Consider the following 22,473-nt stretch of genomic DNA (forward strand, 5'->3'; position numbering starts at 1 on the left):
GCGGATCTCCTTCAGTCGCGGGCGGCGGTGGGGACGTCGGTGATCGCGGCCTCGGCCGAGGCGACGACCTCCTGCTCCCGGGCGCCGATGCCGGCCAGCGGCGCGTGGACGTGCCCGTCGAGGTCGTAGGCGCGCTCGCCGTGCACGACGATGTCGACTCCCTCGGTCTCGACCTCGCGGGACAGGCGCAGTCCCAGCGTCGCGTCGAGGGCCTTCGCGATCAGCCAGGTGATGACGAACGAGTAGGCGAGGACCGCGACCACGGCGACGGCCTGTACGCCCAGCAGTTCGAACCCGCCGCCGTAGAGCAGGCCGGTGCGCCCGTTCGGCGCCGCCGGGTCGGCGAGCAGGCCGATCAGGAGCGTGCCGAGCACGCCGCCCACCAGGTGGACGCCGACGACGTCGAGGCTGTCGTCGTAGCCGAGGCGGTACTTGAGCCGCACCGCGAGCGCGCACGCCGCGCCTGCCGCGAGGCCGATCGCGAGCGCGCCGATCGGGGAGACGGCACCGCACGCCGGTGTGATCGCCACGAGCCCGGCCACCACACCGGAGACGCCGCCGAGGGTGGTGGCGTGCTTGTCGACGATCCGCTCGACGAGGAGCCACCCGAGCATGGCGGCGCAGGCGGCGTTGAAGGTGGTGAGCAGCACCACCGATGCGCTGTTGCCCGCGGCGAGCGCCGAGCCGCCGTTGAAGCCGAACCAGCCGAACCAGAGGATCCCGCCGCCGAGCGCGGCGAACGGCACGCTGTTCGGGCGCGGCTGGCCGGGCCACCCGATGCGCTTGCCGAGCACGAGGATCAGCGCGAGCGCGGCGATCCCGGAGTTGATGTGCACGGCCGTGCCGCCCGCGAAGTCGACGGCCGCGAGGGTGTTGGCGATCCAGCCGCCGCGGACCGAGCCGTCGGCGGAGTCGAACGCGAAGACCCAGTGGGCGATCGGCAGGTACACGAGCGTCACCCAGACCGCGCTGAACACCAGCCATGGGCCGAACCGCACCCGGTCGACGACCGCGCCGCAGATGATCGCCACGGTGATGGCGGCGAACAGCGCCTGGAAGACCGCCACCAGCGCGGGCGGGAGCGTCGCGGCCGGGTCCTCGACGATCACGCCGCCGAGCCCGGGATACGCGGCGACGTCGCCGAGCACGCCTGCGCCGCCGTAGGAGTCCCCGAACACCGCCGAGTAGCCGAAGAGCGTCCACACGAACGCGGTCACCGCGACCGCGCCGAAGGTCATCATGACGACGTTGAGGATGCTGCGGGCGCCGACCATGCCGCCGTAGAAGAGGGCGAGCCCGGGCACCATCAGGCTCACGCCCATCGTCGCCGCCAGGATCCATGCGGTACTTGCCGCGTCCATCGCCACTCCAGGCTGTGTCGCAAGGGGAATCGGGGTCGCCTGAGAGGAAACACCGCGTCTATGACCCCCGTGCGGCATCCCTGTGACGTCGTCGTTTCCGTGGTCCGTACCTGTCCCGCGACCCGTCCGGGCACGTCGGGTTCGGCATGGGCATCCACCAGTGCATCGGCCAGCACGTCGCCCGGCTCGAAGCGGAGGCTCTGCTCACCGCACTGGCCCGGCGCGTGGCGACCATCGAGCCGGCCGGACCGACCCGGCGCCACCACAACAACACCCTGCGCGCATGGGAGTCGCTCCCCGTGCGGCTGACGGTCGGCTAGTGTCCCGAACCGGAAGTCCACCACATAACTCGACGGCCCAGCGTCCCGCTGGGCGCACCGGCGAACCGGCCGAGTACGCCCGGTACGAGGCCGGCTCGCCGGCACGCCCAGCGGAAACCTGGATCCGCCGATCCATGCACCGGACTTCCGGTTCGGGACACTAGGCCGTCGGCGCCCACAGCCGGTCGGCCTCGCCCGCGGCGAGCCGGCCCCGGTACACGTCGACCTTGCGGTCGATGAGCCGGAGGTTCTCGTTCAGCTCGGCGATCTTGGCGATGACGTCGGCCCGGTGGGCCTCCAGCAGCGCGAGCCGCTCCTCCTCGTTGCCGCGCCCAGCCGAGACGAGCTCGGCGTAGCGGCGGATCGCCCGGATGGACATCCCGGTGGCCCGCAGCTTGGTGCAGATCTTGATCCACTCCAGGTCCAGCTGCCGATAGCGCCGCCTGCCCGCGGGGTTGCGGTCGACGGTGGTGACGACCAGGCCCGCCCGCTCGTAGTAGCGCAGGGTGTGCGCACTGACGCCGGTGCGCCGGGCGGCCTCGGCGATGCTGACGCCTCGTTCGGGCACGTTGACTTCGAGCACGCTCTAAATCCTAGCTTCGATCTCATGACCGCTCCCACCTCCTTGAACGCCCCCGCCGACCGACTCGACCGGCGCCGCCGATTGCTGGTGCTCGCGATCTGCTGCGCCAGCATCGTCGTGGTGGTGATGGACATCTCCATCGTCAACTCGGCACTCCCGGCCATCCGCCATGACCTGGACGCGTCGGTGACCGGTCTGCAGTGGACGGTCGACGCCTACACCCTCGTCCTCGGGAGTTTCCTCCTGCTGGCCGGTTCCACGGCCGACCGGTTCGGCCGCCGCCGGATCTTCCTGATCGGTCTCGCCGCGTTCGGGATCGGCTCGCTGCTGTGCGGCCTGGCGCCGAGCATCGGGTGGCTGATCGCCGCGCGGGCGCTGCAGGCCGTCGGCGGCACGATGCTCAACCCGGTTGCGATGGCGATCATCGCCTCCACCTTCCCCGACCCCGCCGAGCGCGCACGGGCCATCGGTGTGTTCGGCTCGATGTCGGGCCTGTCGCTCGCGCTGGGTCCGATCCTCGGCGGCGCCCTCGTCGACGGAATCGGCTGGCGGTCCGTCTTCTGGGTCAACGTGCCCATCGTGGCCGCCGCGATCGTGTCCACCCGGATCTTCGTGCCCGAGTCCAGGGCGGCACGTGCGCGTCGGTTCGACCCGGTGGGCCAGCTCCTGGTGGTCCTCGTGCTCGTCAGCGTCGTCTACGCGATCATCGAGTCCCACGCGCTCGGCTGGACGTCGCCGGTGATCCTCGGCCTGCTCGCGGTGGCCGTGCTCGGCGTGCTCGGGATCCTCGCCTACGAGCCGCGCCGCGCCGACCCGCTCCTGGAACTGCGGCTGTTCCGCAGCGCGCCGTTCAGCGCGGCGATCCTCATCGCGATGTTCGCCCTGTGCGGGTTCGGCGCGTTCCTGTTCCTGACGCCCCAGTACCTGCAGGACGTCCGCGGCATGTCCGCGCTGGCGGCCGGGCTGTGCCTGCTCCCGGTGGGCGTGCTGATCGTGGTGCTCTCGCCGGTGACCGGCTGGCTGGTCGGCGCGCGTGGTCCGCGCGTGCCGCTCGTCGTCGCCGGTGCCGCACTGGCGCTGGGCGGAACGGCGTCGCTCTGGCTCGGGCCGGCCACCCCGCTGCCGGCCGTGCTCGCGACGTACCTGCTGTTCGGGGTCTTCATGGCCGGCGTGAATCCGCCGATCACGAACTCGGCGGTCTCCGGGATGCCCCGCTCGATGGCAGGGGTGGCCGCCGCGACGGCCTCCGTCGGCCGGCAGACCGGCACCAGCCTCGGCGTTGCGATCGCCGGCACGATCGTGGGGTCGAGCATGGCGGGTGACGGCGCGGCGTTCACCGATGCTGCGAGCGGCGTGTGGTGGCTGCTGCTGGCACTCGGCGTCGGCATCGTCGTCCTCGCGGTGCTCAGCACCGGACGACGGGCACTCGCCGGCGCGCGGCGCGCGGCCGCGGTGTTCGATTAGGCGCGACCCGACAGGGTCGAGACCACTTCTTGCCACTTCGGCAAACGGAGGATGAGGTCTGGCCGCGATCGGTTTGAGACTCCCTGAGCCCGGCGGACGTCCGGTGCCGCGAGGAGTGAGGATCGACATGGTGCCCCCGACTGCCACCGAGACGGACCGATCGGCCGCCACGCGGCCACCTCTGCGGTACGCATCGGTGCTGGTGCTCACCTTGATGCAGGTGACGCTGGTGATCGACAACAGCGTCGTGAACGTCGCCCTGCCCGTGATCCGGGACGAGCTCGGCTTCTCCGCGGCGGGCCTGTCGTGGGTCGTGACGTCCTACGCGCTGGCCTTCGGAGGGCTGGTCCTGCTGAGCGGCCGAGTGGGATCGATCATCGGCCCTCGACGGGCGCTGCTGATCGGGATCTCCGTGTTCGTCGCCGCGTCCGCCCTGGGCGGGCTGGCCGTCACGCCGGGGATGCTGATCGCGGCGCGTGTCCTGCAGGGCGTCGGCGCGGCGCTCGCGGCCCCCAGCACGCTGGTGCTGCTGATGGCGATCACGAAGCCGGGCGTTCAGCGGGCGAGGGCGATGTCGCTGTTCGTGCTGTCGATCGGGCTCGGTGCCGCGCTCGGGCTGACCCTGGGCGGCGCGCTGACCTCCGGCTTCGGCTGGGCATGGGTGATGTTCGTCAACGTGCCGATCGGGGCGGTCGTGTTCTTCGGGATCCGGGCCCTGGTGCCCGAGGCGGACCGCCACTCTGGGCGTCTCGATGTCGGTGGGGCGGTGTTCTCCACGATCGGGATGCTGGCGTTGGTGTACGGCCTGACCGCGGCCGCCGACCATGGCTGGGCGAGCGGCTCGGTGATCGCGTCGTTCGTCCTGGCCGGAGCGGGCCTGGTGGCCTTGGTGCTGACCGAACGCCGCCACCGGGCGCCGGTGGTGCCGCTGTCGTTCTTCACGAGCATGGCCAGCGCCGCTCCGCTGCTGGCGATGATGCTGATCCCGGCCGGCCAGTTCGGGTTCCTCTACTTCGCCGCCCTCTACACCCAGGGCGTTCTGGGATTCAGCCCGCTGCAGACCGGCCTGTCCGTGCTGCCCTTCACGGCGGGCATGCTGGCCACCAACGTCACGGTCAGCCGGCTGGTGACCCGCCACGGGGAACGCGTGGTCGGGTCGGCCGGCATGATCGGGCTCCTGACCGGCCTGGGGTGGCTGTCGCGCCTCACACCCGACAGCGGTTACCTCGACGGGCTACTCGGGCCGTTCCTGCTGCTCGGTCTGGGCGCAGGCCTCACCATCGCCCCGCTGACCGCGGTGATCATGCACAACGCCCCACGCGAGCACCTCGGGGCCGCCTCCAGCCTGAACCAGGCCATGCAACAACTGGGCGGAGCCGCGGGGCTCGCGGTCCTGTCGACCGTGTTCGCCCACACCGCAGGCGGGTCCGGCGCGGCGACGGGCATCTCCACCGCGCTCACCGTCGCCACCGCCTTCCCCCTTCTCGCCCTGCTGCTGTTCGCGGTCTGGGCGCGGCGGATCACCACCCTCTGAGCGTGCGGCACACGATTAGCTCGGCACACCGTCCTCGAGGTAGACGCCGCCCTGACCGTGCAGCGAGAGGCAGGCCCGCACCCGGCGGGCCAGTCTCGGGATCAGCACCGAGTCGAGCCCATCCTGCGGCACGAACTCGAACCCCTCCAGCTCGTCGCGGGGGAGTCGGATGTCGGCGATCTGCGCCGGCGAGAACACGCAGCCGTCGAAGAGGAACATCAGCCCGCCGTCCCATGGCGGGCGCGGTGACACCCAGTCGACGCAGAGCAGCCCGCCGAGTGCCGGGACGAACCCGATCTCCTCCTGCAGTTCGCGCTTGCACGCCGCCAGCGGTGATTCGTTGGGTTCCAACGATCCGCCGGGCAGCTCCCAGCTGTTCTTGTAGGTCGGGTGGACCAGGAGCACGCGATCTCGCTCGTCCCTGATGAGCGCGCCTGCCGCTGCTCGCACGCGGGTGAGGCCGGCGATGAAGTCCGCGTCAGGATCCGCCGAAGCACCGGTCACCGGTGGACGTTATCGCGCGCCTCCCGCGACCCTGCTTCGTGATCCGAGCGAGGGTGCGACGTCAGTATCCGACCTGCGGGGATGCGGCGAGCTTCCCCAGGATCGGGCGCAGGGTCTCGGCGAGCGGTCGTGCGTGCGTGGCTTGGGGCACGTGCGCTCCAGGTGTTTCGACCAGCGGGGCGTGGAGTGCGTCGGCCAGCCACTTCGAAGCCTCGTAGAACCAGTGGTGGGTCGACGAAGGGTCGCGATTGTCGATGCCTGACGCGACAACGCAGGGCAGCTTCACCTCGGCAAGCTGTTCAGGCGCGGGAAGGTAGGCCATGGCGCCGGCGAATTCCAGGCCGAAGAGGACTTCACCGTTGCCGAGCATCCGGTCACGAAGCTCCGGGTCGAGGGATTCGAAGGTCTCGTCCCCGCCGACCCACCGCAGGAACAGCTCGGTGGCCATGCGTGGTCCACCCTTGGCCATCCCTTCGTCGATGAGTCGCTGAAGCGTGGCAGTGACCTCGTCCGCTGCTGACGTGACCGCGAGGTAGGGCGGCTCGTGGAAGATCGCGCCGCGCAGCAGGGAGGGATGACGCAGCGCGAGGCTCGTCAGGATGGTCGCTCCTCCGCTGTTGCCGTATGCGACGACTGGGGCGACGCCGAGCGCCGTGAGCAGCTCGGCGGCGTCGTCGGCCTGCTCGTCGAGCGGTGCCGCGTCCCAGTTCTCCGGGCGTGGGCTGCGCGAGTTGGCGCGCCGGTCGTAGGTCAGTACCGAGTACTCGTCTGCCAGTACCTCGCCGACCTCTGTCCAGTGTCCGGCGTCGCCGGTCGCCCCGGAGATGAACAGGACCGTAGGGCCCGCCCCGCGCAGTTCGTAGTACAGGTTGGTTCCGTTGACTTCGATCGAACTCACGTCGACCTCCGAGATGTGCTCGCTGATGTGACGCATGAGGCTGGCCGGTGCATCGGTAGGCGAGAACGGTGTGTGCGGCGCTCGCTGCAACGCCACCCCGGGCCGGCGCCGACGACCACGCAGTCAGCCATGCGGGACGGTAGGGCGAGCAGGGATCGCGGTCAGGGACCTGTGTTCCAGTTCCCGGGTTGCGGATAGGCCTCGGCGAGCAATCGGTCGGGTGTGACGATTCTGATCTCTCCTCGCCGAGTTTCGAGAATGCCGTCGTGGCGGAATTCGCGCAGTGTGCGGACCACGACCTCGCGGACGGTGCCGACCGCATCTGCCAGCTCTTGCTGGCTGACCTGCGCGATCAGCTCGCTGCCTCGTTGCCGATGCGTGGCCAGGTCGAGCAGGTGCCGAGCGATCCGCTGGCGGATGCTCGAGAACGCAGATCCTCCGATCTCCGACGCGAAGGCCGCGGCGCGCTCGCTCAACTCCAGCAGGAGTGCCCTCGCGACCCGAATGTCACGGTCTGCGAGTCGCCGGACGACAGCCGGTCTGATCTCCACCAGTTCCGAGTCGGCCACCGCCTGGGTCGTCACCGGCATGACGAACGGCTCGGCGTAGAGCGAAAGGACGCCGATCAGCGCGCCTGTTCGGCAGTAGCGAACGGTCAGCGTGCGGCCGTCCGGTGCACCCACGTGTACCCGGACCACACCATTCACGACCAGTTCGACGTGGCGCTCACCTTCGCCGACACGGCGAAGCGTGTCTCCCGCGAATGCCTTGTGTCGCCGGGCGCCAACCAGTAGATCCTCGATGATCCCAGCGGGGAGGCCCCGCAGGTGTGAAGCGGCGAGCGCCCGCTGGATCCGGTCGTCCGCCCGCGGGTCAACCCGTGGCACCGACACGGTGGCACGTTACGCCCGCGTCGGCGGGGGTCACGAGTGGAAGGTATCGCCGAGCTCCAGATCGTCAGGTAAGAGTGAAGATCCGGCTCTGCGACCGATCTGAAAGGCGTCATGAGCGAGACCGTTGTATTGCGCGCCGCGGTGGTCGGCGATGCTGCGTCCCTTGCGGCCACCATCGCGGCCGCCTTCGAGCAGTACCGCGGCCGCCTCACTCCCGAGTCGGGTGCTTTCCGCGAGACGGCCGACTCGATCTCGCGCGAGCTCGCGGGCGGGGCCGGTGCCATGATCGCCGAGCAGAATGGTGAGGCACTGGGCTGCGTCATGATCAAGCCGGTCGAGGGCGATCTCTACCTCGGGCGGCTGGCGGTGATTCCGTCGGGGCGCGGCCGCGGCATCGCCCGGCGCTTGGTCGATGCTGTCGAGGCGGAGGCGGCCCGTCGCGGACTGGCCGGTGTCCGGCTGGGTGTACGCATCGTGCTGCCCGAGAACCAGCGGCTGTTCACCGCGTTGGGCTACGTGGAAACGTCGCGCGAAGCGCACCCGGGCTTCGACTTTCCCACCTCGATCACGATGCGGAAATCCTTGTCCCGTACCGCGTCGGCCTGAAACGCGACACCGGGCAGCTTTGTAGAGGCTGTTCGTGGCGCGCGCCGCCGGCCCAACCCAGACCGTCGTGGACCCACCGAGACGTGTTGCGGTACGTCAGAAGGGTGGCGGCTCATCCTCGTCGTCGGGCGGGATGGTCTCGCCGTTCCAGAGGGCGGCGGTGCGGCGGTCGCGTTCGATGCGTTCCAGGCGTGCGGCGAGGTCTTTCGGCAGGCCCTTTCGCGTGGTGGCTGTGCCGGGCGGTAGGTCGTCGTCGGTGCGGTAGTCGTAGGGCTCGCTGTGGTAGCGGTGCCCGGTGGGGGTGATCCATTGGATGCGTCCGTCGGGTAGTGCGCGGACGGCCCAGCCGGGGGCGTGTTTCATGCGGTGTTCGTGGCCGCAGCAGCCGTGGATGTTGGGTTCGTTGGTGGGGCTGTGCGGGTAGGGGGTGATGTGGTCGAGGTGTCCGTCCAGGGCGCGGCGGCGGCAGATGGGGCCGCGGCAGTACACGTCGCGGGCCCGCACATGGTCGGCGAGCCCGGCCGGGGGCCGGTAGGTGGTGCGCCCGTGGTCGAGCACGGTGCCCGACAGCGGGTCGTACACCAGGCGTTTCAGCACGGCGTCGGCGGCGATGTCGCGGGCCTGGTCAGCGGTGATCGGGCCGTGTCCGACCAGTTCGCAGGGGTGGTTGTCGGCGCCGAGCAGGGTGGTGAAGGGGATCAGGATCTGGACGAGGGGTTTGCCGGGGTTGACCGGCCGCGGTGGTGACCTGTGCCCGCCCGCACCGTTGCCGGGCGCACCGTTGCCGGGCGCACCGTTGCCGGGCGCGGCGTTGCCGGGCGCGGCGTTGCCGGGCGCACGGTTGCCGGGTGCACGGTTGCCGGGTGCACGGTTGTCGGGTGCATCGACGTCGCGGGTGGATGTCGGCGACTCCGGCGCGGGGTCGGTGTCGGCCTCGTCGTGCCCGTCGTGCTCCTCGTCCTCGTCGTGCTCGTTGTTGATGCGGCTCTCGGCTCCGGTCTCGCTGTCGGTCCCGCTGGAAGTCGGGGTGGCGGTTGGGGTGTCGGGTGCGGCGTTGGTGAGTCGCCCGGACAGCAGGGCGGCGGCCAGGTCGGCGCGGCGGGCGTCCATGCTGCGCGGGTCGTCCTTGCCGCACCCGAGGGCGAGCCGGGTCAGCCACTGGTAGCTGGCTTGGGCGTCGGGGGCGGTCATCAGCGCCCACAGCGACGCCATCCCGTCGGGTTCCTCGGTGATCGACACTCGCCGGTCCCGGCGGGCGGCCTGGTGCCGCTCCGCGGCACCCTCGGGGTCGACCGCGATCACCGCGCGTTTCAACGCCGCCTTCAGCTGCCCCACCGTCTGGTCCGGCGCCCGGTCCAGGATGCGATGCTGCACCGCCCGCGCCTTCTCCACCGACAGGTAGTGGGTGGCCTCGCAGATCGCGGCGACCCGGCGCTCGTCCAGGCGGCCCCGCTGCCACACGGCCAGGGTTTCGGGCAGCACCTGTTCCAGCTGCACCGACCGCCCGATCCGGGTCTTGACGGTCAGCCGGGCCAGCTTCAGGGCGAGCCCGACCTCGTCGGGGGCGAACCGGCTCATCGCGCACGGCTTGTCGGTGGCCACCATGGTCGAGTCGTCACCGGGGCGGCGGCGGGCGAACTCCGCCAGGACCCGGGCCTGGCGGGCCTGCGCCCACGCGGCCAGGCGTTCGAACCCGACCATCGCATCGACCAGCTGCGCATCCGACAGGCCGGCCACCTCACGGGTGTCGGAGTCGATCTCCAGGGCGAACAACCCGGACGGGGCGGTGTTGCCCCAGGTGCGGTCCTCCACACCGGACCGCAGCTCGCGTTCGATGGCCAGCCAGTCGAAGGCGTCCTCGAGTTGGGGATCGACGGGGTCGCCGGCCTCCACCTCGCATGTCATGCGTCAAGGAGTTGGCAGGGTTTGATCTTGATAGAGCTGGGCTCAGCACATGTACGTTTAGGCTCCGGCTACTGAGATTTTTCACCGTACGGGGTACCTGCAACACTGCAGGTCACGGTGGTGCCGCTCGATCGGGCTCGTCGGCGGGCGTTCGGTTGGGTTCCTCAGCGGACGCAGTTCATGTTGCTGCTACCAGTGTCGTTCTCCGAACCTCGCTGGCAGCCGGATGTCTCGGTCAGGTGGTCTGCATGAGTCTCAGCGAGACGTAGGTCGAGAAACCTGCGCGTCGTGCGAAGCGGACGGATCGACGCTCGTACTTTGTGAATCCGAGCTTGGCGTACAGCTTGAGGGCAGGCGTGTTTGTGTCCTTGATGTCCCGTAGGACGTACTCCTCGTAGCCGGGCAGAGCCAGCAGGTGTTGCATGAGAGCCGTCGCCACCCCGCGTCCCTGGTAGGTGGGGTGAGTAGTTACGAACCCGACGCACAGGAGGGCCTCGCCGAGATCGGGTAGGCCACCGAGAAACTGGCTACGGATCACCAGGTAGCTGATCGTGCCGTGGATGAGTTCCAGATGGTGCCGGATCTCCCGCCACTTCGGCGGGAAGCACTCCTGTTCTTGCTCGGTGAGCGTGGCGACGGCCGCGGGGCGCCGTCCGAGAGGGCGACGTAGAAGCGGTCGACGAGAAATGCGTCCGCGGTGACGTGCAGGTGCTCGGCCAAGTACGCCACCGCGGACGGCGGCACCTCACCCGCCACGCTCGGGAACCGCGCCGCGATCTCGAAGAATTTCAACCACACCGCGAAGCCAAGCCGCGTCGCACCGGTCTTGTTGCCCACCAGCGTCCACGACGCGACCAAGTCCTGTGCCGACCACTTCAGCACGCAGATGATCAACGCCCCCTACACCGGCGCCGTCATCCGCATCGATCCCATCGGGCATTACCTCGCCGCAACAAGACCGTCGCAAGGGACAGCAACATGAGACCCGTTGTGACGATGATCACAGGGCCGTGTCGGGTACGGCGACGATCCGGGACCACGGCGGTGATCGCCCGTGTGATTGAAGCAGGCGATGCCGATGGGCGGTGCAGGCACGTCCACCCTGACTATGGTGCCTGGCCGACCTCGGTCTCACCTTGTCGAGGAGGTCCACACCGACGACATCCACGCGCGTCTTGCCGAGCTCGACCACTCGGCCAGCTGACCGCCGGTTCAGCTCGTCATCGCCGCACCGACATCGAACTCCGTGCCGAACGGGTCCGTGATGTTCGCGACCCGCCCGTAGATCATGTCGTAGGGCTCGGCCGAGGTCCCACCCGCGTCGACCGCTCGCCGCGCCGCCGCATCGGCGTCGTCCACCTGGAACAAGGTCCCCCAACGGGACTTCGTGGCCTTTGGGTCACCGGCGATGCCGCCGATCTCGTGGCCATCCGGTCTGCGCAGGAACGTGAAGTCGAGCTCGGGCATGTCCGGGTTGGCATCCAACGTGTAGCCGAAGACCGCGACGTAGAAGTCGCGCGCGGGCCCGGATTCCGCGGTGACCAGGTCGTTGCGGAGCAGGGCGTTCGGCTCGTTGACGATCTCGCAGCCGATGTGGGCACCGGCCTGCCACAGTCCACACTGCGCACCGGTGGTGTCCTTGATGATCGCCGTCCGGCCCTGGTCCAGCACGTCCATCGGGCCGGTGATGATCGAGCCGCCCGCGTCCCGCGCTCGGGCGGCCGCGGCGTCACAGTCATCCGTCGCGAAGTAGACGTTCCACCAGAAGTCCGTGGCGTCGGGATCAGGGTTCGGCCTGATGGCCGCGACGGGTCTGCCCCGTAGCAAGCACTGGGTGTAGTGGCCGAACTCCGCCGGTCCCACATCGAACTCCCAACCGAACAACGCGCCGTAGAAGGTCATCGCGCGGTCGAGATCCGGGATGCCCAGGTCGATCCAGGTCGGTGTGCCAGCCGGCTGCGTGGTGGTCAGCTCGCTCATCGTCTCTCCTTGTCGTGTCCCATCTTGTCCCGCATGACCCCGGAACCTAAAGCACCGGTGTAAACCCAGCTCACACCGACGTGGGCTGCCCCCTCCGTCACTTGCACTTCGGGCCAGTTTCGGGAGTTCCGGGCCTTGTACCGGTGATGGCGTTGGCCGAGTGGGCCGGGTTGTCGGAGTTGATTTCGACCAAGTGCTCGCGGTAGCGGCATCTACTTCTTGTTGCGGTAGAGGACCATGGTGATGGGACCGAAGACCGCGACGATAAGTACGGACGAGACGAGCACCCAGCCGATTTCCCCGGCGGGCACCGAGCCGTGCATCAGGCCGCGTACCACGGTCGCCAGGTGGGTGATCGGGTTGACCTCGATGACCGCCTGCAACCACCCGGGCATCGTCTTCGGGTCCACGAAGATGTTGCTCACGAACGTCAGCGGGAACATCACCATCATGCTGACCCCCGCCACCGAGTTCGGCGTGCGCAGGATCAGGCTGAGCATCGTCCACAGCCACGACAGGCAGAACGAGAACACCAGCAGCAGCACCACCGAGAGCACCACCCCGACGGCGCCACCCTCCGGCCGGAACCCTAGGACCAGTCCGAGCGTGATCACGATCGCCGACCCGATCGAGTAGCGCATCACATCGCCGAGCAGGGCGCCGACCAGCGGCGACGGTCGCCACACCGGAAGTGACCTGAACCTGTCGAACACCCCCTTCTGGATGTCGGTGTTCAGCGTAATGCCAGTGTTCATGGTGATCATGACGTTCGCCTGCACCAGGATGCCGGGCAGCAGGAACTGCAGGTACTCCTGAGTCGACCCGGCGAGCGCGCCACCGAACAGGTAGGTGAACATCAGCGTGAACATGATCGGGAACATGGTCACGTCGACGAGCTGCTCCGGGACGTGTTTGATCTTCAGCAAAGCGCGCCAGCCGAATGTCAACGAGGTGAGCACCGGGCCGGGGCGAGACGGCCGCTCGCCGGCCAACAGCACACTGCGCAGCGCGTCCTCGGCGACCGGCGCCGACGCCTGTTCTGCGGACGTGGCATTCATGCGGCATCCTCCTCGGGTGTCTCCTCGGCGGCGTGTCCGGTCAGGGCGAGGAACACCTCGTCCAGGCTCGGCTGACCGAGCGCGAACTCGGTGACGTCGATGCCGCTGCGGGACAGTTCGGCCAGGGAACGGGCGACCCGCTCGGGGTCGGAGATCCTTGCGGACAGCGCGGCCGGGTCAGCGGACGGCTCGACCGGCACCTCGAGGACGCCGGCGAGGACCCGCTCTGCCTCGGCCCGCTGCTCGGGCGCACGTAGCCGTACGTACAGCGAGCCGGCGCCGACCGATGCCTTGAGCTGGCCGCTTGAGCCCTCGGCGACCACCTTCCCGTGGTCGATCACCGCTATCCGGTCGGCCAGCTGGTCGGCCTCGTCGAGGTACTGCGTGGTCAGCAACACGGTGGCGCCCTCGGCGACCATGCCCCTGACGATCTCCCAGACCTGGTTCCTGCTGCGCGGGTCGAGCCCGGTCGTGGGCTCGTCGAGGAAGATCAGTTCGGGCGTGACGACAAGGCTCGCCGCGATGTCGATGCGCCGGCGCATCCCGCCGGAGTACTTCTTCACCTGCCGGTCGGCCGCCTCGGCAAGACCAAACGCGTCGAGCAGGTCGGCCGCCCGCTCCCTGCCTCGGCGGCGTGAGTAGCCGAGCAGCCTGGCGAGCAGCAACAGGTTCTCCACCCCGGTGAGGTCCTCGTCGACCGACGCGAACTGCCCGGTGAGGCCCACCCTGCTCCGCACCGCCTGGGCGTCACGCACGACGTCGTAGCCGAGCACTTGCGCCTCACCGGCGTCCGGGCGCAGGAGCGTGGCCAGTATGCGGATCGTGGTGGTCTTGCCCGCCCCGTTCGGACCGAGCACGCCGTACACGCCCCCGGCGCTCACGGCCAGGTCCACACCGGCGACCGCGTGGGTCTTGCCGAAGCTCTTCTTCAACCCGCTCGTCTCGATCGCGAACTTTCCCACGGGTTCGATTCCTTCTCTCGGTGTTGCGAACGGATTAGTTGAGCACGGTGCGCGGCCAGCGCTTCGGCGAGTGGGGCGTTCTCCGTTCCGTCGTCGAGACCGCCGCCGACCAGGATCACCGGGGGCCCGTCGCCGTGCCGTGTGTAGCCGATGACGGTGCCGTCGACGGAGGTCACAGGGTTGATACTCCTAATATAGGAGCATTCACACCTGTTGTGCAAGTACAATCGGGTGCATGAGCAAGAAGCGGCTGTTCGACGACCCCTGCGGCATCGCGCGAGCGCTGAACGCGGTCGGCGAGCGGTGGGCGTTGCTCGTCGTGCGGGAGCTGGTCTTCGGCCCGAAGCGCTACTCCGACCTGCACCGCGGGCTGCCGCAGATGAGCCCGAACGTCCTCGCGCAGCGGTTGCGCGAGCTCGAAGCCGACGGCCTGGTGCGGCGAAGGCGCCTGGGACCGCCTGCGCCCGCCGCCGTGTATGAACTCACCGAGCGCGGGCAGGAACTGGAGCCCGTGCTCCGCGCGCTCGCCCACTGGGGCAGCCGCGCACCGCTGCCCCAGGACGGCGCGGCGGAACTGAGCGTCGACGCGCTGCTGTTCGCCCTGCGCGCCACCTTCGATCCGGCACTGGCGGGGGAGCTATCGCTGCGCTGCCAGCTGGACGTCGCGGGCGACCGGTTCCGCACCACCGTTGCGGGCGGGCGCCTCGAGTTGGACCGCGGTGAGCACGCCGAACCCGAGGCGTGGCTGAACGTGCCGGAGGCGGCGACATTGCGCGATCTGGTGTTCGCCGGTGCGGCGCTGCACGACGCCGTCGAGCGGGCAGACACCGAGGTGGCGGGCGATACCACGCGGCTCGCCGCACTGCTGCGCTGCTTTCCCGCAGCCGTGCGGTATCCGGCGCCACAGGCCCCCGGGCCGCCGGATCCCGTATCGCCGGGCCCCGTTTCACCTAGCCCCGAGTCACCGAACGCCGAACACCCGGATCCCGCCGTCAGCGCAGGAAGTCGTCGGGGGTGAGCGGCAGTCCGCGGACCCCGGACACCGGTGGCGAGGTTACGCCGGCCGACAGTTCAGACTCCGCGGGCTCGCGGAACTCATCACCGAGACGACGACGCACCACTTGGATAGCGACCCGCAGCTCAACGCCTGGCGCTGGTCCACGACCGAGCATGATCGACTTGTTGCAGTAGCCCATCCCCTAACGGACGGCCGGACCGGTTGCTACGTGCTCTCCAGGCCGGTCAGGTAGGCCTGTCGCGGCGTCCGGTCGTCGAGGGCTTGGTGCGGTCGCAGAGCGTTGTAGGTCTGGCGGAAGCAGTTGATCTCGACGGCGAGGGCGTTGCCGTCGCCGATGATCGCGCGGTAGAGGTGCTCGTACTTCAAGGTGCCGAAGAACCGTTCGACCACGCCATTGGTCTGCGGGCTTCTCACCCTCGTGCGGACGTGCCGCAGCACCGGGTCGTCACTCGCGAACGCGTCCGCGAACACGGTCCCGCGGAAGCATGGACCGTTGTCCGTGACCACCGCGATCGGCGCGGGTGCCTGGCCGGTCACGAGGTCCCCAGCATCAACGACGTCCATCTCGCCGCGGTCAGTCCGCAGGTCATCGAGGGCGAGGACCCGTTCAGCCTCGACCACCGCGCGGCGCAGGCACGCCAGCGCGTCCTGTCCCCGCGAGGTGGGGTGACGGTAGCGGCCAGGCAGTACTTGGTGGCGTAGTCGATCACCGCGCAGATCCGCCAGATCCCGCCGCGGGCGGTCTCGAATTCGCTGAAGTCCATCTGCCACACGCGGTTCCGCTCCGTCGGCGGGTCATGGAATACCCGTTTGCGCAGCCGCGACCAGGATCGGCGATCCGCTCGAAACCCGGACGGCAACAACAGGCCGCTTCGACGCAGCGCGCGCAGCACGGTCGAGGTGGACACCACGTGACCGTCGGCGCGCATCATCGCAGCGATCTTCCGGTGCCCCCATGCTGGCCAGTCAGCAGCGTACTTGGCTGCGACAGCCTCGATCGCGTCGACCTTGGGAGACGGCCACGGCCCCTTCGACCGCTTCCCGGCCCGATACTTGGCAAGCCGTCGATGGTAGGTGCGTTCCGGGATCTCAGCCAATGCAGCGAACCTCGAAACCGACACGCCATGTGCCGCTCTCAGGGCCTCGAGGTCCGCGAAGGGACCTCATCGACGAACTCCGCACCCTTCTGCCAGATCCGCAGCTGCACCGTCGCCTCTGCCAACGCCAGCTTGAGCTGCTCGCACTCGTGCCGCAACCGTCGCTCGGTCTGCGACTGCCCACCATCCGGGCCCGGCAGTGACCGATCCATGCCCACCTTGCCGGCGTCGACGAACCGGTCCCGCCAGTTGCCCACCGTCGCTGACGAGACACCGTGCCGCCGCGCTGCCTCGGCCAGCGACAACTCGCCCTTCAATACGGCGAGGACCACCTGGACCTGCTCGTCCACCGACACCTGCCGCGACGGCTTCCGCTGCCTGCTCACTCAGATACCCTTCGTGACCGGTCAACCTCGGACCCTGCCACAAAGTTTGGCGCACCCCACGCAGACGCTATCGAACATACGTTCGATGCTTGTCGATTGGGTCCGGACCCGCAATCAGCCTTTCATGGGGCGGGGCGTGCCGGTCCGGCGTCCGGTCGAGCACCACGACGACTACCTCTCCTGCGCCCACGACCGATCAGGCGGTCTCACTTCGTGGATGCTCTGCGTGCTCTCAGCAGGTCTCGCCCGCCCACGACGAGGTAGGCGACCAGCAGCACGAACATGATCGTGCTGACCCACACGGCCGAGGGGCGCTGCGCCGTCCCGGCGATCGCTTCGCCGATCTGGATCACGTTCATCGACGACCCGAGCGCGCCGAGCAGCGCGATCGCCAGGGCGATGGCGAGGGCGGGGCGACGCCGAGTTGCCGAGCGGGCGATGGCGGCGCATGCGAGCAGCGGTACCCCGACGAACGCGGGGATGAGCGCCGTGACGCTCACGGCGGACGTCAGTACGTACGCGCCGATACCGAGGAGGACGAGCGCGACGCCGACAGTCGTGGTGAACCGGACCATCGGGACATTCTACGGTATGTCGAATCGCCTTCGATGGTGTACGACCGCGGGCGTCGGTGATCGGACGCGGCAACCCGTCGATACGGTTCGAGCGTGACAGTGCGTCCGGATGTCCCCAGCACGGATGTCGAGCACGGCCTGACGGCCGCCGAGGTCGCCCGGCGCGTCGCCGATGGCCGCACCAACGATGTCCCGTTGCGCGCCAGCCGCACGGTGGGGGAGATCGTCCGGGCCAACGTGTTCACCCGGATCAATGCGATCTTCGGGGTGCTCTTCCTGATCATCGTGTCCACCGGCTACCTGCTGGACGGGATGTTCGGGCTGCTCATCCTGGCCAACAGCCTGGTCGGCATGGTCCAGGAGCTGCGCGCGAAGAAGACCCTCGACGAGCTGTCGATCGTCGGACAGGCGCGGCCGCGGGCGCGTCGGGACGGTCGTGCGCAAGAGCTCGCGCCGAACGAGATCGTCGCCGACGACATCATCGAGATGGGGCCCGGCGACCAGGTCGTCGTCGACGGGCAGGTGGTGGCCGGTGAGGCGCTCGAGGTCGACGAGTCGCTGCTGACCGGCGAGTCGGACCCGGTCGTGAAGCAGCCGGGCGCGGTGGTGCTCTCCGGCAGCTTCGTGGTGGCCGGCAGCGGCGCCTACCGGGCCACGCGGGTGGGCCGCGACGCCTACGCCGCCAAGCTCGCCGAGGAGGCCAGCAAGTTCACCCTGGTCAACTCCGAGCTGCGCAACGGGATCAACCGGATCCTGAAGTTCATCACCTACCTGCTGATCCCCGCCGGGGCGCTGTCGATCTACAACCAGCTCTCCGGGAACCAGGCGCTCCCCGAGGCGTTGCGGGGCATGGTCGCCGCGCTGGTGCCGATGGTCCCCGAGGGTCTGATCCTCATGACGTCCATCGCGTTCGCCGTCGGCGTGGTGCGGCTCGGGAAGCGGATGTGCCTGGTCAACGAGCTGCCGGCGATCGAGGGCCTCGCCAGGGTCGACGTGGTGTGCGCGGACAAGACCGGGACGCTCACCGAGAACGCGCTGCGCCTCGCCGAGGTGCGAGCCGTGGGCAACGACAACAGCACTGGCAACGGCGACGGCAACGCGACTCCGGCTCGCGCACTGGCCGCTCTCGCGGACGTCGATCCCAACCCCAACGCGAGCCTCACCGCGATCGCCGATGCCTACCCCGACAACCCGGGCTGGACGGTGGAGGCGGTGGCCCCGTTCTCGTCGGCGCGCAAGTGGAGCGGGGCGAGCTTCGCCGGGCATGGACACTGGGTGCTCGGCGCGCCGGACGTCCTGCTGCCCGCGGAGGGCCCGGGCAGCGCCGAGCGCGCAGAGGCCGAGACGATCGGCGCGCGCGGGCTGCGGGTGCTGCTGCTGGGCCGCGCGCAGCTCCCCGTCGACACCCCGGGCGGGCCGGGCCGGGTCGACCCGGCCGCGCTCGTCGTGCTGGAGCAGAAGATCCGTCCCGACGCGAAGGCCACCCTCGACTACTTCGCCGAGCAGGACGTGACCGTGAAGGTCATCTCCGGCGACAACGCCCGCTCGGTCGGGGCCGTCGCGGCCGCGCTCGAACTGCCCGGCGCCGGTGCCCCTGTGGACGCGCGCAACCTGCCCGAGGACGCCGCACAGCTGGCCGACACGGTGCAGGGGGCGTCCGTGTTCGGCCGGGTCACGCCGGTGCAGAAACGGGCGATGGTCGGCGCGCTGCACGCGGGCGGGCACACGGTCGCGATGACCGGCGACGGCGTGAACGACGTCCTCGCGCTCAAGGACGCCGACATCGGCGTCGCCATGGGCAGCGGCAGCCCCGCCACCCGCTCGGTTGCCCAGATCGTGCTGCTGGACAACAAGTTCGCCACGCTCCCGCACGTGGTCGCCGAGGGCCGCCGCGTCATCGGCAACATCGAGCGGGTCTCCACCCTGTTCCTCACCAAGACCGTCTACTCGGTGCTGCTCGCGTTCCTGGTGGGGATCCCCGGGCTCATCGGGCTCGACGCGCTGCCGTACCCGTTCCTTCCCCGGCACGTGACGATCACCGGCTGGTTCACCATCGGGCTCCCCGCGTTCGTGCTCGCGCTGGCGCCCAACGCCGAGCGTGCCCGCCCGGGATTCGTCGGCCGGGTCATGCGCATCGCCCTGCCGGCGGGCGTGGTGATCGCGGCGTCCTGCTTCGTGTCCTACCTGCTCGCCAACCCTGGCCCCGGCGCTGCTCCCGAGGATGTGGTGCGGGCCAGCACCGCGGCCCTGATCACCCTGATCGGCATGGCGCTCTGGGTGCTCGCCGCCGTGGCGCGGCCGTACGCGTGGTGGAAGGTCGTGCTCGTGGTCGTGATGGTCACTGCCTCGGCACTCATGTTCCTCACGCCGCTGACCCAGCGCCTCTTCCTGCTCGACCCGACACCCGACCACACGCTCACGGCACTGGCCTGCGCCGCGGTCGGCGTGGTGGTCATCCAGCTCGCCTGGTGGGCCGAGAAGCGGTTCGGCCGGACAGCGTCGCAGGCCGCCGGCCACGTAGCGAGTTGACGAGGGCGAGGTCCTCGGCCCGGCGCAGGTCCGCGGGCCGTAGGAGTCGCTCGTGGAGCGCGCCCTCGGCCAGGAGCCGGGCGCGCTCGACGCCGGGCAGGCAGCCGCTCTCCAGCGGGGGAGTCCACCACTGGCCGTCCAGCCGGACGGCGAGGTTGGCCGTGCAGGACTCGGTGACCTCGCCGCGCTCGTTCACCAGCACCACGTCGTCGGCCGACGGATGCCGGGCCAGCCGCGCCGAGTACGGCTCGCGCAGGCTGGTTTTGTGGTGCGGCCAGGACACGGCGGAGTCGATCGGCTCCGGGTCGATCGCCAGGCGGACAGGGCCCGCCGCGGGCCGGGGGAGCTCCTCGACGTCGACGCCGACGGTGCCGTCGCGGTAGCAGCGCAGCCGGACCCGTGCGTCGCCGGCGCCGTCGAGGCGCGTGGCGAGGGCGGTCCGGACGGTGTCGGCGTCGAAGCAGAATCCGAAGTAGCCCGCCGACGCCGCCACCCGGGCGAGGTGGGCGTCGAGCGAGCGCAGCTGCCCGGCGGTCTCGAGCCTCCCGCTTTCGTGTCTCATGGTCTCGATGAGGTGGAACTCCCGCGGGCGCGCGTCGAGCACCCGGGCCTTGGCGAGCAGCTCGGCGTACTCGGCGGCCGGCTGGGAGCCCCACGTGATCCCGCCGCCGGTGCCGTACGTCGCGCTGCCGTGCTCGCGGTCGATCAGGACGGTGCGGATCGCCACGGAGAACCGGGCCCTGAACGGCGCACCGGGAGGCGCGACCACGCCGATGGCGCCGCAGTACACGCCGCGCGGCGAGTCCTCGACGTCGCGGATCAGCTCCATCGTGCGGGCCTTCGGGGCGCCGGTGACCGACCCGCAGGGGAACAGGGCGCGGAAGATCCCGGTCAGCCCGACGTCCGGGCGCAGCCGAGCGGTGACGTCCGAGGTCAGCTGGTGCACGGTCTCGAACCGTTCGGCGTGCAGGAGGCGCGGCACCTGCACGCTGCCCGCGGTGGCGACGCGGGCCAGATCGTTGCGAACGAGGTCGACGATCATGATGTTCTCGGCGCGCTCCTTCGGGCTGGAGCGCAGCCGGGTGACGATCCGCTCGTCCTCGGCCACCGTCCGGCCACGGGCGGCGGTGCCCTTCATCGGGCGCATGAGGATCCGGTCGCCGGAGAGCTCGAAGAACAGTTCGGGGCTCGCGCTGGCGATGACGAACCGGCCGGTGTCGAGGTAGGCGTTGTACGCCCCGCGCTGGGCGAGCGCGAGGTCCCGGTACAGCTCCTCGGGGTCGCCGTCCACGGCGCGGGTCAGCCGGGTGGTGAGGTTGCACTGGTAGGTCTCGCCCGCGGCGATCCGGGACCGCACCTCTGCAACGGCCGCCTGGTGGCGGCGCTCGTCCCACTCGGGCGCCCACGAACCGGCAGGCCATCCGCCGGGTCCGGGGTACGGCAGCGCGGCGTCCTGTGGCCGCGCGATGCCGAACCACGCGAGGGGCAGCCCGTCGACCGGTTCCCGGGTGGTGAGGACGGGGTCGAGCCCCGATGCGGCCTCGAAGGCGACGAAGCCGAACGCCCACGCTCCCGCGGCCGTCCGGCGCTCCACCGCGTCGAGGACGCCTGCCACCTCGCCGGGCTGCCACGCCGCCAGCACCTGTTCGGCCTCGGGGAACCGCACGGCACACCCCGCCGTGAAGTCGTCGAACCGCGCCCACGGGCGAGCTGCGTGCACCCCACGAATCCTGCCCCCGTACCCGTGCGGCCGGATCGGCGGACCGCGCATCCGCCATGCGCTATTCGTCGCGCCCGACCAGTGCCTTCTCGATGGCGTCCAGCTCGGCGGGGGAGATGTCCAGGTTCTCGAGGGTGTCGAGGTTCGCGTCGAGCTGGGCGACCGACGACGCCCCGATGATCGCCGAGGTCACGGCGTCGTGCCGCAGCACCCACGCCAGCGCGAGCTGCGCGATGCTCTGGCCGCGCTCCGCGGCGATCGGAGCGATCCGCCGGACGGTCGCGATCCGCTCCTCGGTGATGGACGACGCCGTGAGGTAGCGGCCGCCCGCCGCGCGGGAGTCGGCCGGGATGCCGTCGAGGTAGCGGTCGGTGAGCACGCCCTGTTCGAGCGGGGAGAAGACGACCGCGCCCACGGCCTCGGCGTCGAGGACGTCCAGCAGCGACGGCTCGCCCTCCTCGATGCGGCGGTCGAGCATCGAGTAGCGCGGCTGGTGCAGCGTGAGGGGCGTGCCCAGGTCGCGCAGGATCGCGGCGGCGCGGGCGGTGTCCGCCGGCGAGTAGGAGGAGATCCCGGCGTAGAGCGCCTTGCCGGCCCGCACGGCGCTCGCGAGCGCGCCCATCGTCTCCTCGAGGGGAGTGTCCGGGTCGCGGCGGTGGCTGTAGAAGACGTCGACGTAGTCGAGTCCCATGCGTCGCAACGACTGGTCGAGGCTCGCGGTGAGGTACTTGCGCGAGCCGCCGTCGCCGTAGGGGCCGGGCCACATGTCGTAGCCGGCTTTCGTAGAGATGATCAGCTCGTCGCGGTAGCGCATGAGGTCGTGGCGCAGGATCTCGCCGAAGGTGAGCTCGGCTGCGCCGTAGGGCGGGCCGTAGTTGTTGGCGAGATCGACGTGGGTGACGCCTCGGTCGAACGCTCGGAAGAGGATCGCCTTCTGCACCTCGCGCGGCTTGTCCTCGCCGAAGTTGTGCCAGAGGCCCAGCGAGATGCGGGGCAGGACGAGGCCGGACCGGCCGGCGCGCCGGTAGATGTCGTGCTCGTAACGCTGCTCGGCCGCGATGTAGGGCATGACGATCAGTC

Annotated in this window: 23 protein-coding genes; 6 read left to right on the top strand and 17 right to left on the bottom strand. The window is 70.0% G+C overall.

Going from position 1 to position 22,473, the window contains the following annotated elements:
* Positions 1-11 precede the first annotated feature (11 nt).
* Complete coding sequence (locus tag K1T35_RS20970) at positions 12-1,361, bottom strand: ammonium transporter (protein WP_220261815.1); 1,350 nt, start codon at positions 1,359-1,361, stop codon at positions 12-14.
* 110 nt (positions 1,362-1,471) lie between these two features.
* Between K1T35_RS20970 and K1T35_RS20975 the strand changes: the two genes are divergently transcribed.
* Positions 1,472-1,681: a cytochrome P450 gene (locus K1T35_RS20975; protein WP_255622617.1), complete on the top strand. Its 210-nt coding sequence runs from the start codon at positions 1,472-1,474 to the stop codon at positions 1,679-1,681.
* 160 nt (positions 1,682-1,841) lie between these two features.
* Here K1T35_RS20975 and K1T35_RS20980 read toward each other — a convergent pair whose 3' ends face one another.
* Positions 1,842-2,264 carry a MerR family transcriptional regulator gene (locus K1T35_RS20980; protein WP_220261816.1) on the bottom strand — a complete coding sequence of 141 codons (423 nt, stop codon included), beginning with the start codon at positions 2,262-2,264 and terminating at the stop codon, positions 1,842-1,844.
* A gap of 24 nt (positions 2,265-2,288) precedes the next feature.
* Here K1T35_RS20980 and K1T35_RS20985 point away from each other — a divergent pair, with 24 nt between their 5' ends.
* Entirely contained in the window at positions 2,289-3,728 is a 1,440-nt protein-coding gene (locus K1T35_RS20985; protein ID WP_220261817.1) for a DHA2 family efflux MFS transporter permease subunit, read from the top strand.
* A gap of 127 nt (positions 3,729-3,855) precedes the next feature.
* Positions 3,856-5,262 (top strand): MFS transporter, encoded by a 1,407-nt coding sequence (locus tag K1T35_RS20990; RefSeq protein ID WP_220261818.1) that lies wholly within the window; start codon positions 3,856-3,858, stop codon positions 5,260-5,262.
* A 15-nt stretch (positions 5,263-5,277) separates the two neighbouring features.
* Here the strand turns inward: K1T35_RS20990 and K1T35_RS20995 are convergent, their stop codons facing one another.
* The 3 genes from K1T35_RS20995 to K1T35_RS21005 all read right to left on the bottom strand — a co-directional run bounded on the left by K1T35_RS20995 (position 5,278) and on the right by K1T35_RS21005 (position 7,557).
* Positions 5,278-5,766, bottom strand: coding sequence for an NUDIX hydrolase (locus K1T35_RS20995; RefSeq protein ID WP_220261819.1), 489 nt, complete (start codon positions 5,764-5,766; stop codon positions 5,278-5,280).
* Between the two features lie 61 nt (positions 5,767-5,827).
* Positions 5,828-6,760: an alpha/beta fold hydrolase gene (locus K1T35_RS21000; RefSeq protein ID WP_220261820.1), complete on the bottom strand. Its 933-nt coding sequence runs from the start codon at positions 6,758-6,760 to the stop codon at positions 5,828-5,830.
* A gap of 65 nt (positions 6,761-6,825) precedes the next feature.
* Positions 6,826-7,557, bottom strand: a complete 732-nt coding sequence (locus K1T35_RS21005) for a Crp/Fnr family transcriptional regulator (RefSeq protein ID WP_220261821.1) — start codon at positions 7,555-7,557, stop codon at positions 6,826-6,828.
* A 111-nt stretch (positions 7,558-7,668) separates the two neighbouring features.
* Here K1T35_RS21005 and K1T35_RS21010 point away from each other — a divergent pair, with 111 nt between their 5' ends.
* The gene (locus tag K1T35_RS21010) at positions 7,669-8,163 is read left to right on the top strand and encodes a GNAT family N-acetyltransferase (protein WP_220261822.1); all 495 of its coding nucleotides are present in this window, start codon (positions 7,669-7,671) and stop codon (positions 8,161-8,163) included.
* A 96-nt stretch (positions 8,164-8,259) separates the two neighbouring features.
* On the opposite strand, the gene K1T35_RS21015 is transcribed toward K1T35_RS21010, so the two are convergent.
* The 6 genes from K1T35_RS21015 to K1T35_RS21040 form a co-directional block, all read right to left on the bottom strand.
* Positions 8,260-10,068 carry an HNH endonuclease signature motif containing protein gene (locus tag K1T35_RS21015; RefSeq protein ID WP_220261823.1) on the bottom strand — a complete coding sequence of 603 codons (1,809 nt, stop codon included), beginning with the start codon at positions 10,066-10,068 and terminating at the stop codon, positions 8,260-8,262.
* A 235-nt stretch (positions 10,069-10,303) separates the two neighbouring features.
* A complete protein-coding gene (locus K1T35_RS21020) occupies positions 10,304-10,606 on the bottom strand; it encodes a GNAT family N-acetyltransferase (protein WP_220261824.1) in 303 nt (100 codons plus the stop codon).
* On the bottom strand, positions 10,603-10,950 hold the full coding sequence (locus K1T35_RS49025) for a DUF4158 domain-containing protein (RefSeq protein WP_255622375.1): 348 nt from the start codon (positions 10,948-10,950) through the stop codon (positions 10,603-10,605). Before K1T35_RS49025 ends, K1T35_RS21020 begins: the two co-directional genes overlap by 4 nt.
* Before the next feature lie 330 nt (positions 10,951-11,280).
* Complete coding sequence (locus tag K1T35_RS21030; protein WP_132158603.1) at positions 11,281-12,048, bottom strand: VOC family protein; 768 nt, start codon at positions 12,046-12,048, stop codon at positions 11,281-11,283.
* Positions 12,049-12,260: 212 nt separating this feature from the next.
* Positions 12,261-13,106, bottom strand: coding sequence for an ABC transporter permease (locus K1T35_RS21035; protein ID WP_220261825.1), 846 nt, complete (start codon positions 13,104-13,106; stop codon positions 12,261-12,263).
* The gene (locus K1T35_RS21040) at positions 13,103-14,068 is read right to left on the bottom strand and encodes an ATP-binding cassette domain-containing protein (protein WP_220261826.1); all 966 of its coding nucleotides are present in this window, start codon (positions 14,066-14,068) and stop codon (positions 13,103-13,105) included. Before K1T35_RS21040 ends, K1T35_RS21035 begins: the two co-directional genes overlap by 4 nt.
* A 235-nt stretch (positions 14,069-14,303) precedes the next feature.
* Between K1T35_RS21040 and K1T35_RS21045 the strand changes: the two genes are divergently transcribed.
* Positions 14,304-15,086 carry a helix-turn-helix domain-containing protein gene (locus K1T35_RS21045; protein ID WP_255622376.1) on the top strand — a complete coding sequence of 261 codons (783 nt, stop codon included), beginning with the start codon at positions 14,304-14,306 and terminating at the stop codon, positions 15,084-15,086.
* A gap of 204 nt (positions 15,087-15,290) precedes the next feature.
* Here the strand turns inward: K1T35_RS21045 and K1T35_RS21050 are convergent, their stop codons facing one another.
* The 4 genes from K1T35_RS21050 to K1T35_RS21065 all read right to left on the bottom strand — a co-directional run bounded on the left by K1T35_RS21050 (position 15,291) and on the right by K1T35_RS21065 (position 17,144).
* Positions 15,291-15,650 (bottom strand): integrase core domain-containing protein, encoded by a 360-nt coding sequence (locus K1T35_RS21050; protein ID WP_220261827.1) that lies wholly within the window; start codon positions 15,648-15,650, stop codon positions 15,291-15,293.
* Positions 15,620-16,183 carry an IS3 family transposase gene (locus tag K1T35_RS21055; RefSeq protein ID WP_220261828.1) on the bottom strand — a complete coding sequence of 188 codons (564 nt, stop codon included), beginning with the start codon at positions 16,181-16,183 and terminating at the stop codon, positions 15,620-15,622. The genes K1T35_RS21050 and K1T35_RS21055 overlap by 31 nt, the downstream gene beginning before the upstream one ends.
* 38 nt (positions 16,184-16,221) lie before the next feature.
* Positions 16,222-16,569, bottom strand: a complete 348-nt coding sequence (locus K1T35_RS21060; RefSeq protein ID WP_220261829.1) for a helix-turn-helix domain-containing protein — start codon at positions 16,567-16,569, stop codon at positions 16,222-16,224.
* A gap of 206 nt (positions 16,570-16,775) precedes the next feature.
* Positions 16,776-17,144 (bottom strand): hypothetical protein, encoded by a 369-nt coding sequence (locus K1T35_RS21065; RefSeq protein ID WP_220261830.1) that lies wholly within the window; start codon positions 17,142-17,144, stop codon positions 16,776-16,778.
* 93 nt (positions 17,145-17,237) lie between these two features.
* Between K1T35_RS21065 and K1T35_RS21070 the strand changes: the two genes are divergently transcribed.
* Positions 17,238-19,673, top strand: coding sequence for an HAD-IC family P-type ATPase (locus K1T35_RS21070; protein ID WP_220261831.1), 2,436 nt, complete (start codon positions 17,238-17,240; stop codon positions 19,671-19,673).
* Here the strand turns inward: K1T35_RS21070 and pabB are convergent.
* Complete coding sequence (gene pabB, locus K1T35_RS21075; RefSeq protein ID WP_220261832.1) at positions 19,597-21,393, bottom strand: aminodeoxychorismate synthase component I; 1,797 nt, start codon at positions 21,391-21,393, stop codon at positions 19,597-19,599. The genes K1T35_RS21070 and pabB overlap by 77 nt on opposite strands.
* Before the next feature lie 61 nt (positions 21,394-21,454).
* Positions 21,455-22,462 (bottom strand): aldo/keto reductase, encoded by a 1,008-nt coding sequence (locus tag K1T35_RS21080; protein WP_220261833.1) that lies wholly within the window; start codon positions 22,460-22,462, stop codon positions 21,455-21,457.
* Between the last annotated feature and the right edge of the window lie 11 nt (positions 22,463-22,473).

Origin of the sequence: Pseudonocardia sp. DSM 110487, assembly GCF_019468565.1 — a bacterium.
GTDB lineage: Bacteria > Actinomycetota > Actinomycetes > Mycobacteriales > Pseudonocardiaceae > Pseudonocardia.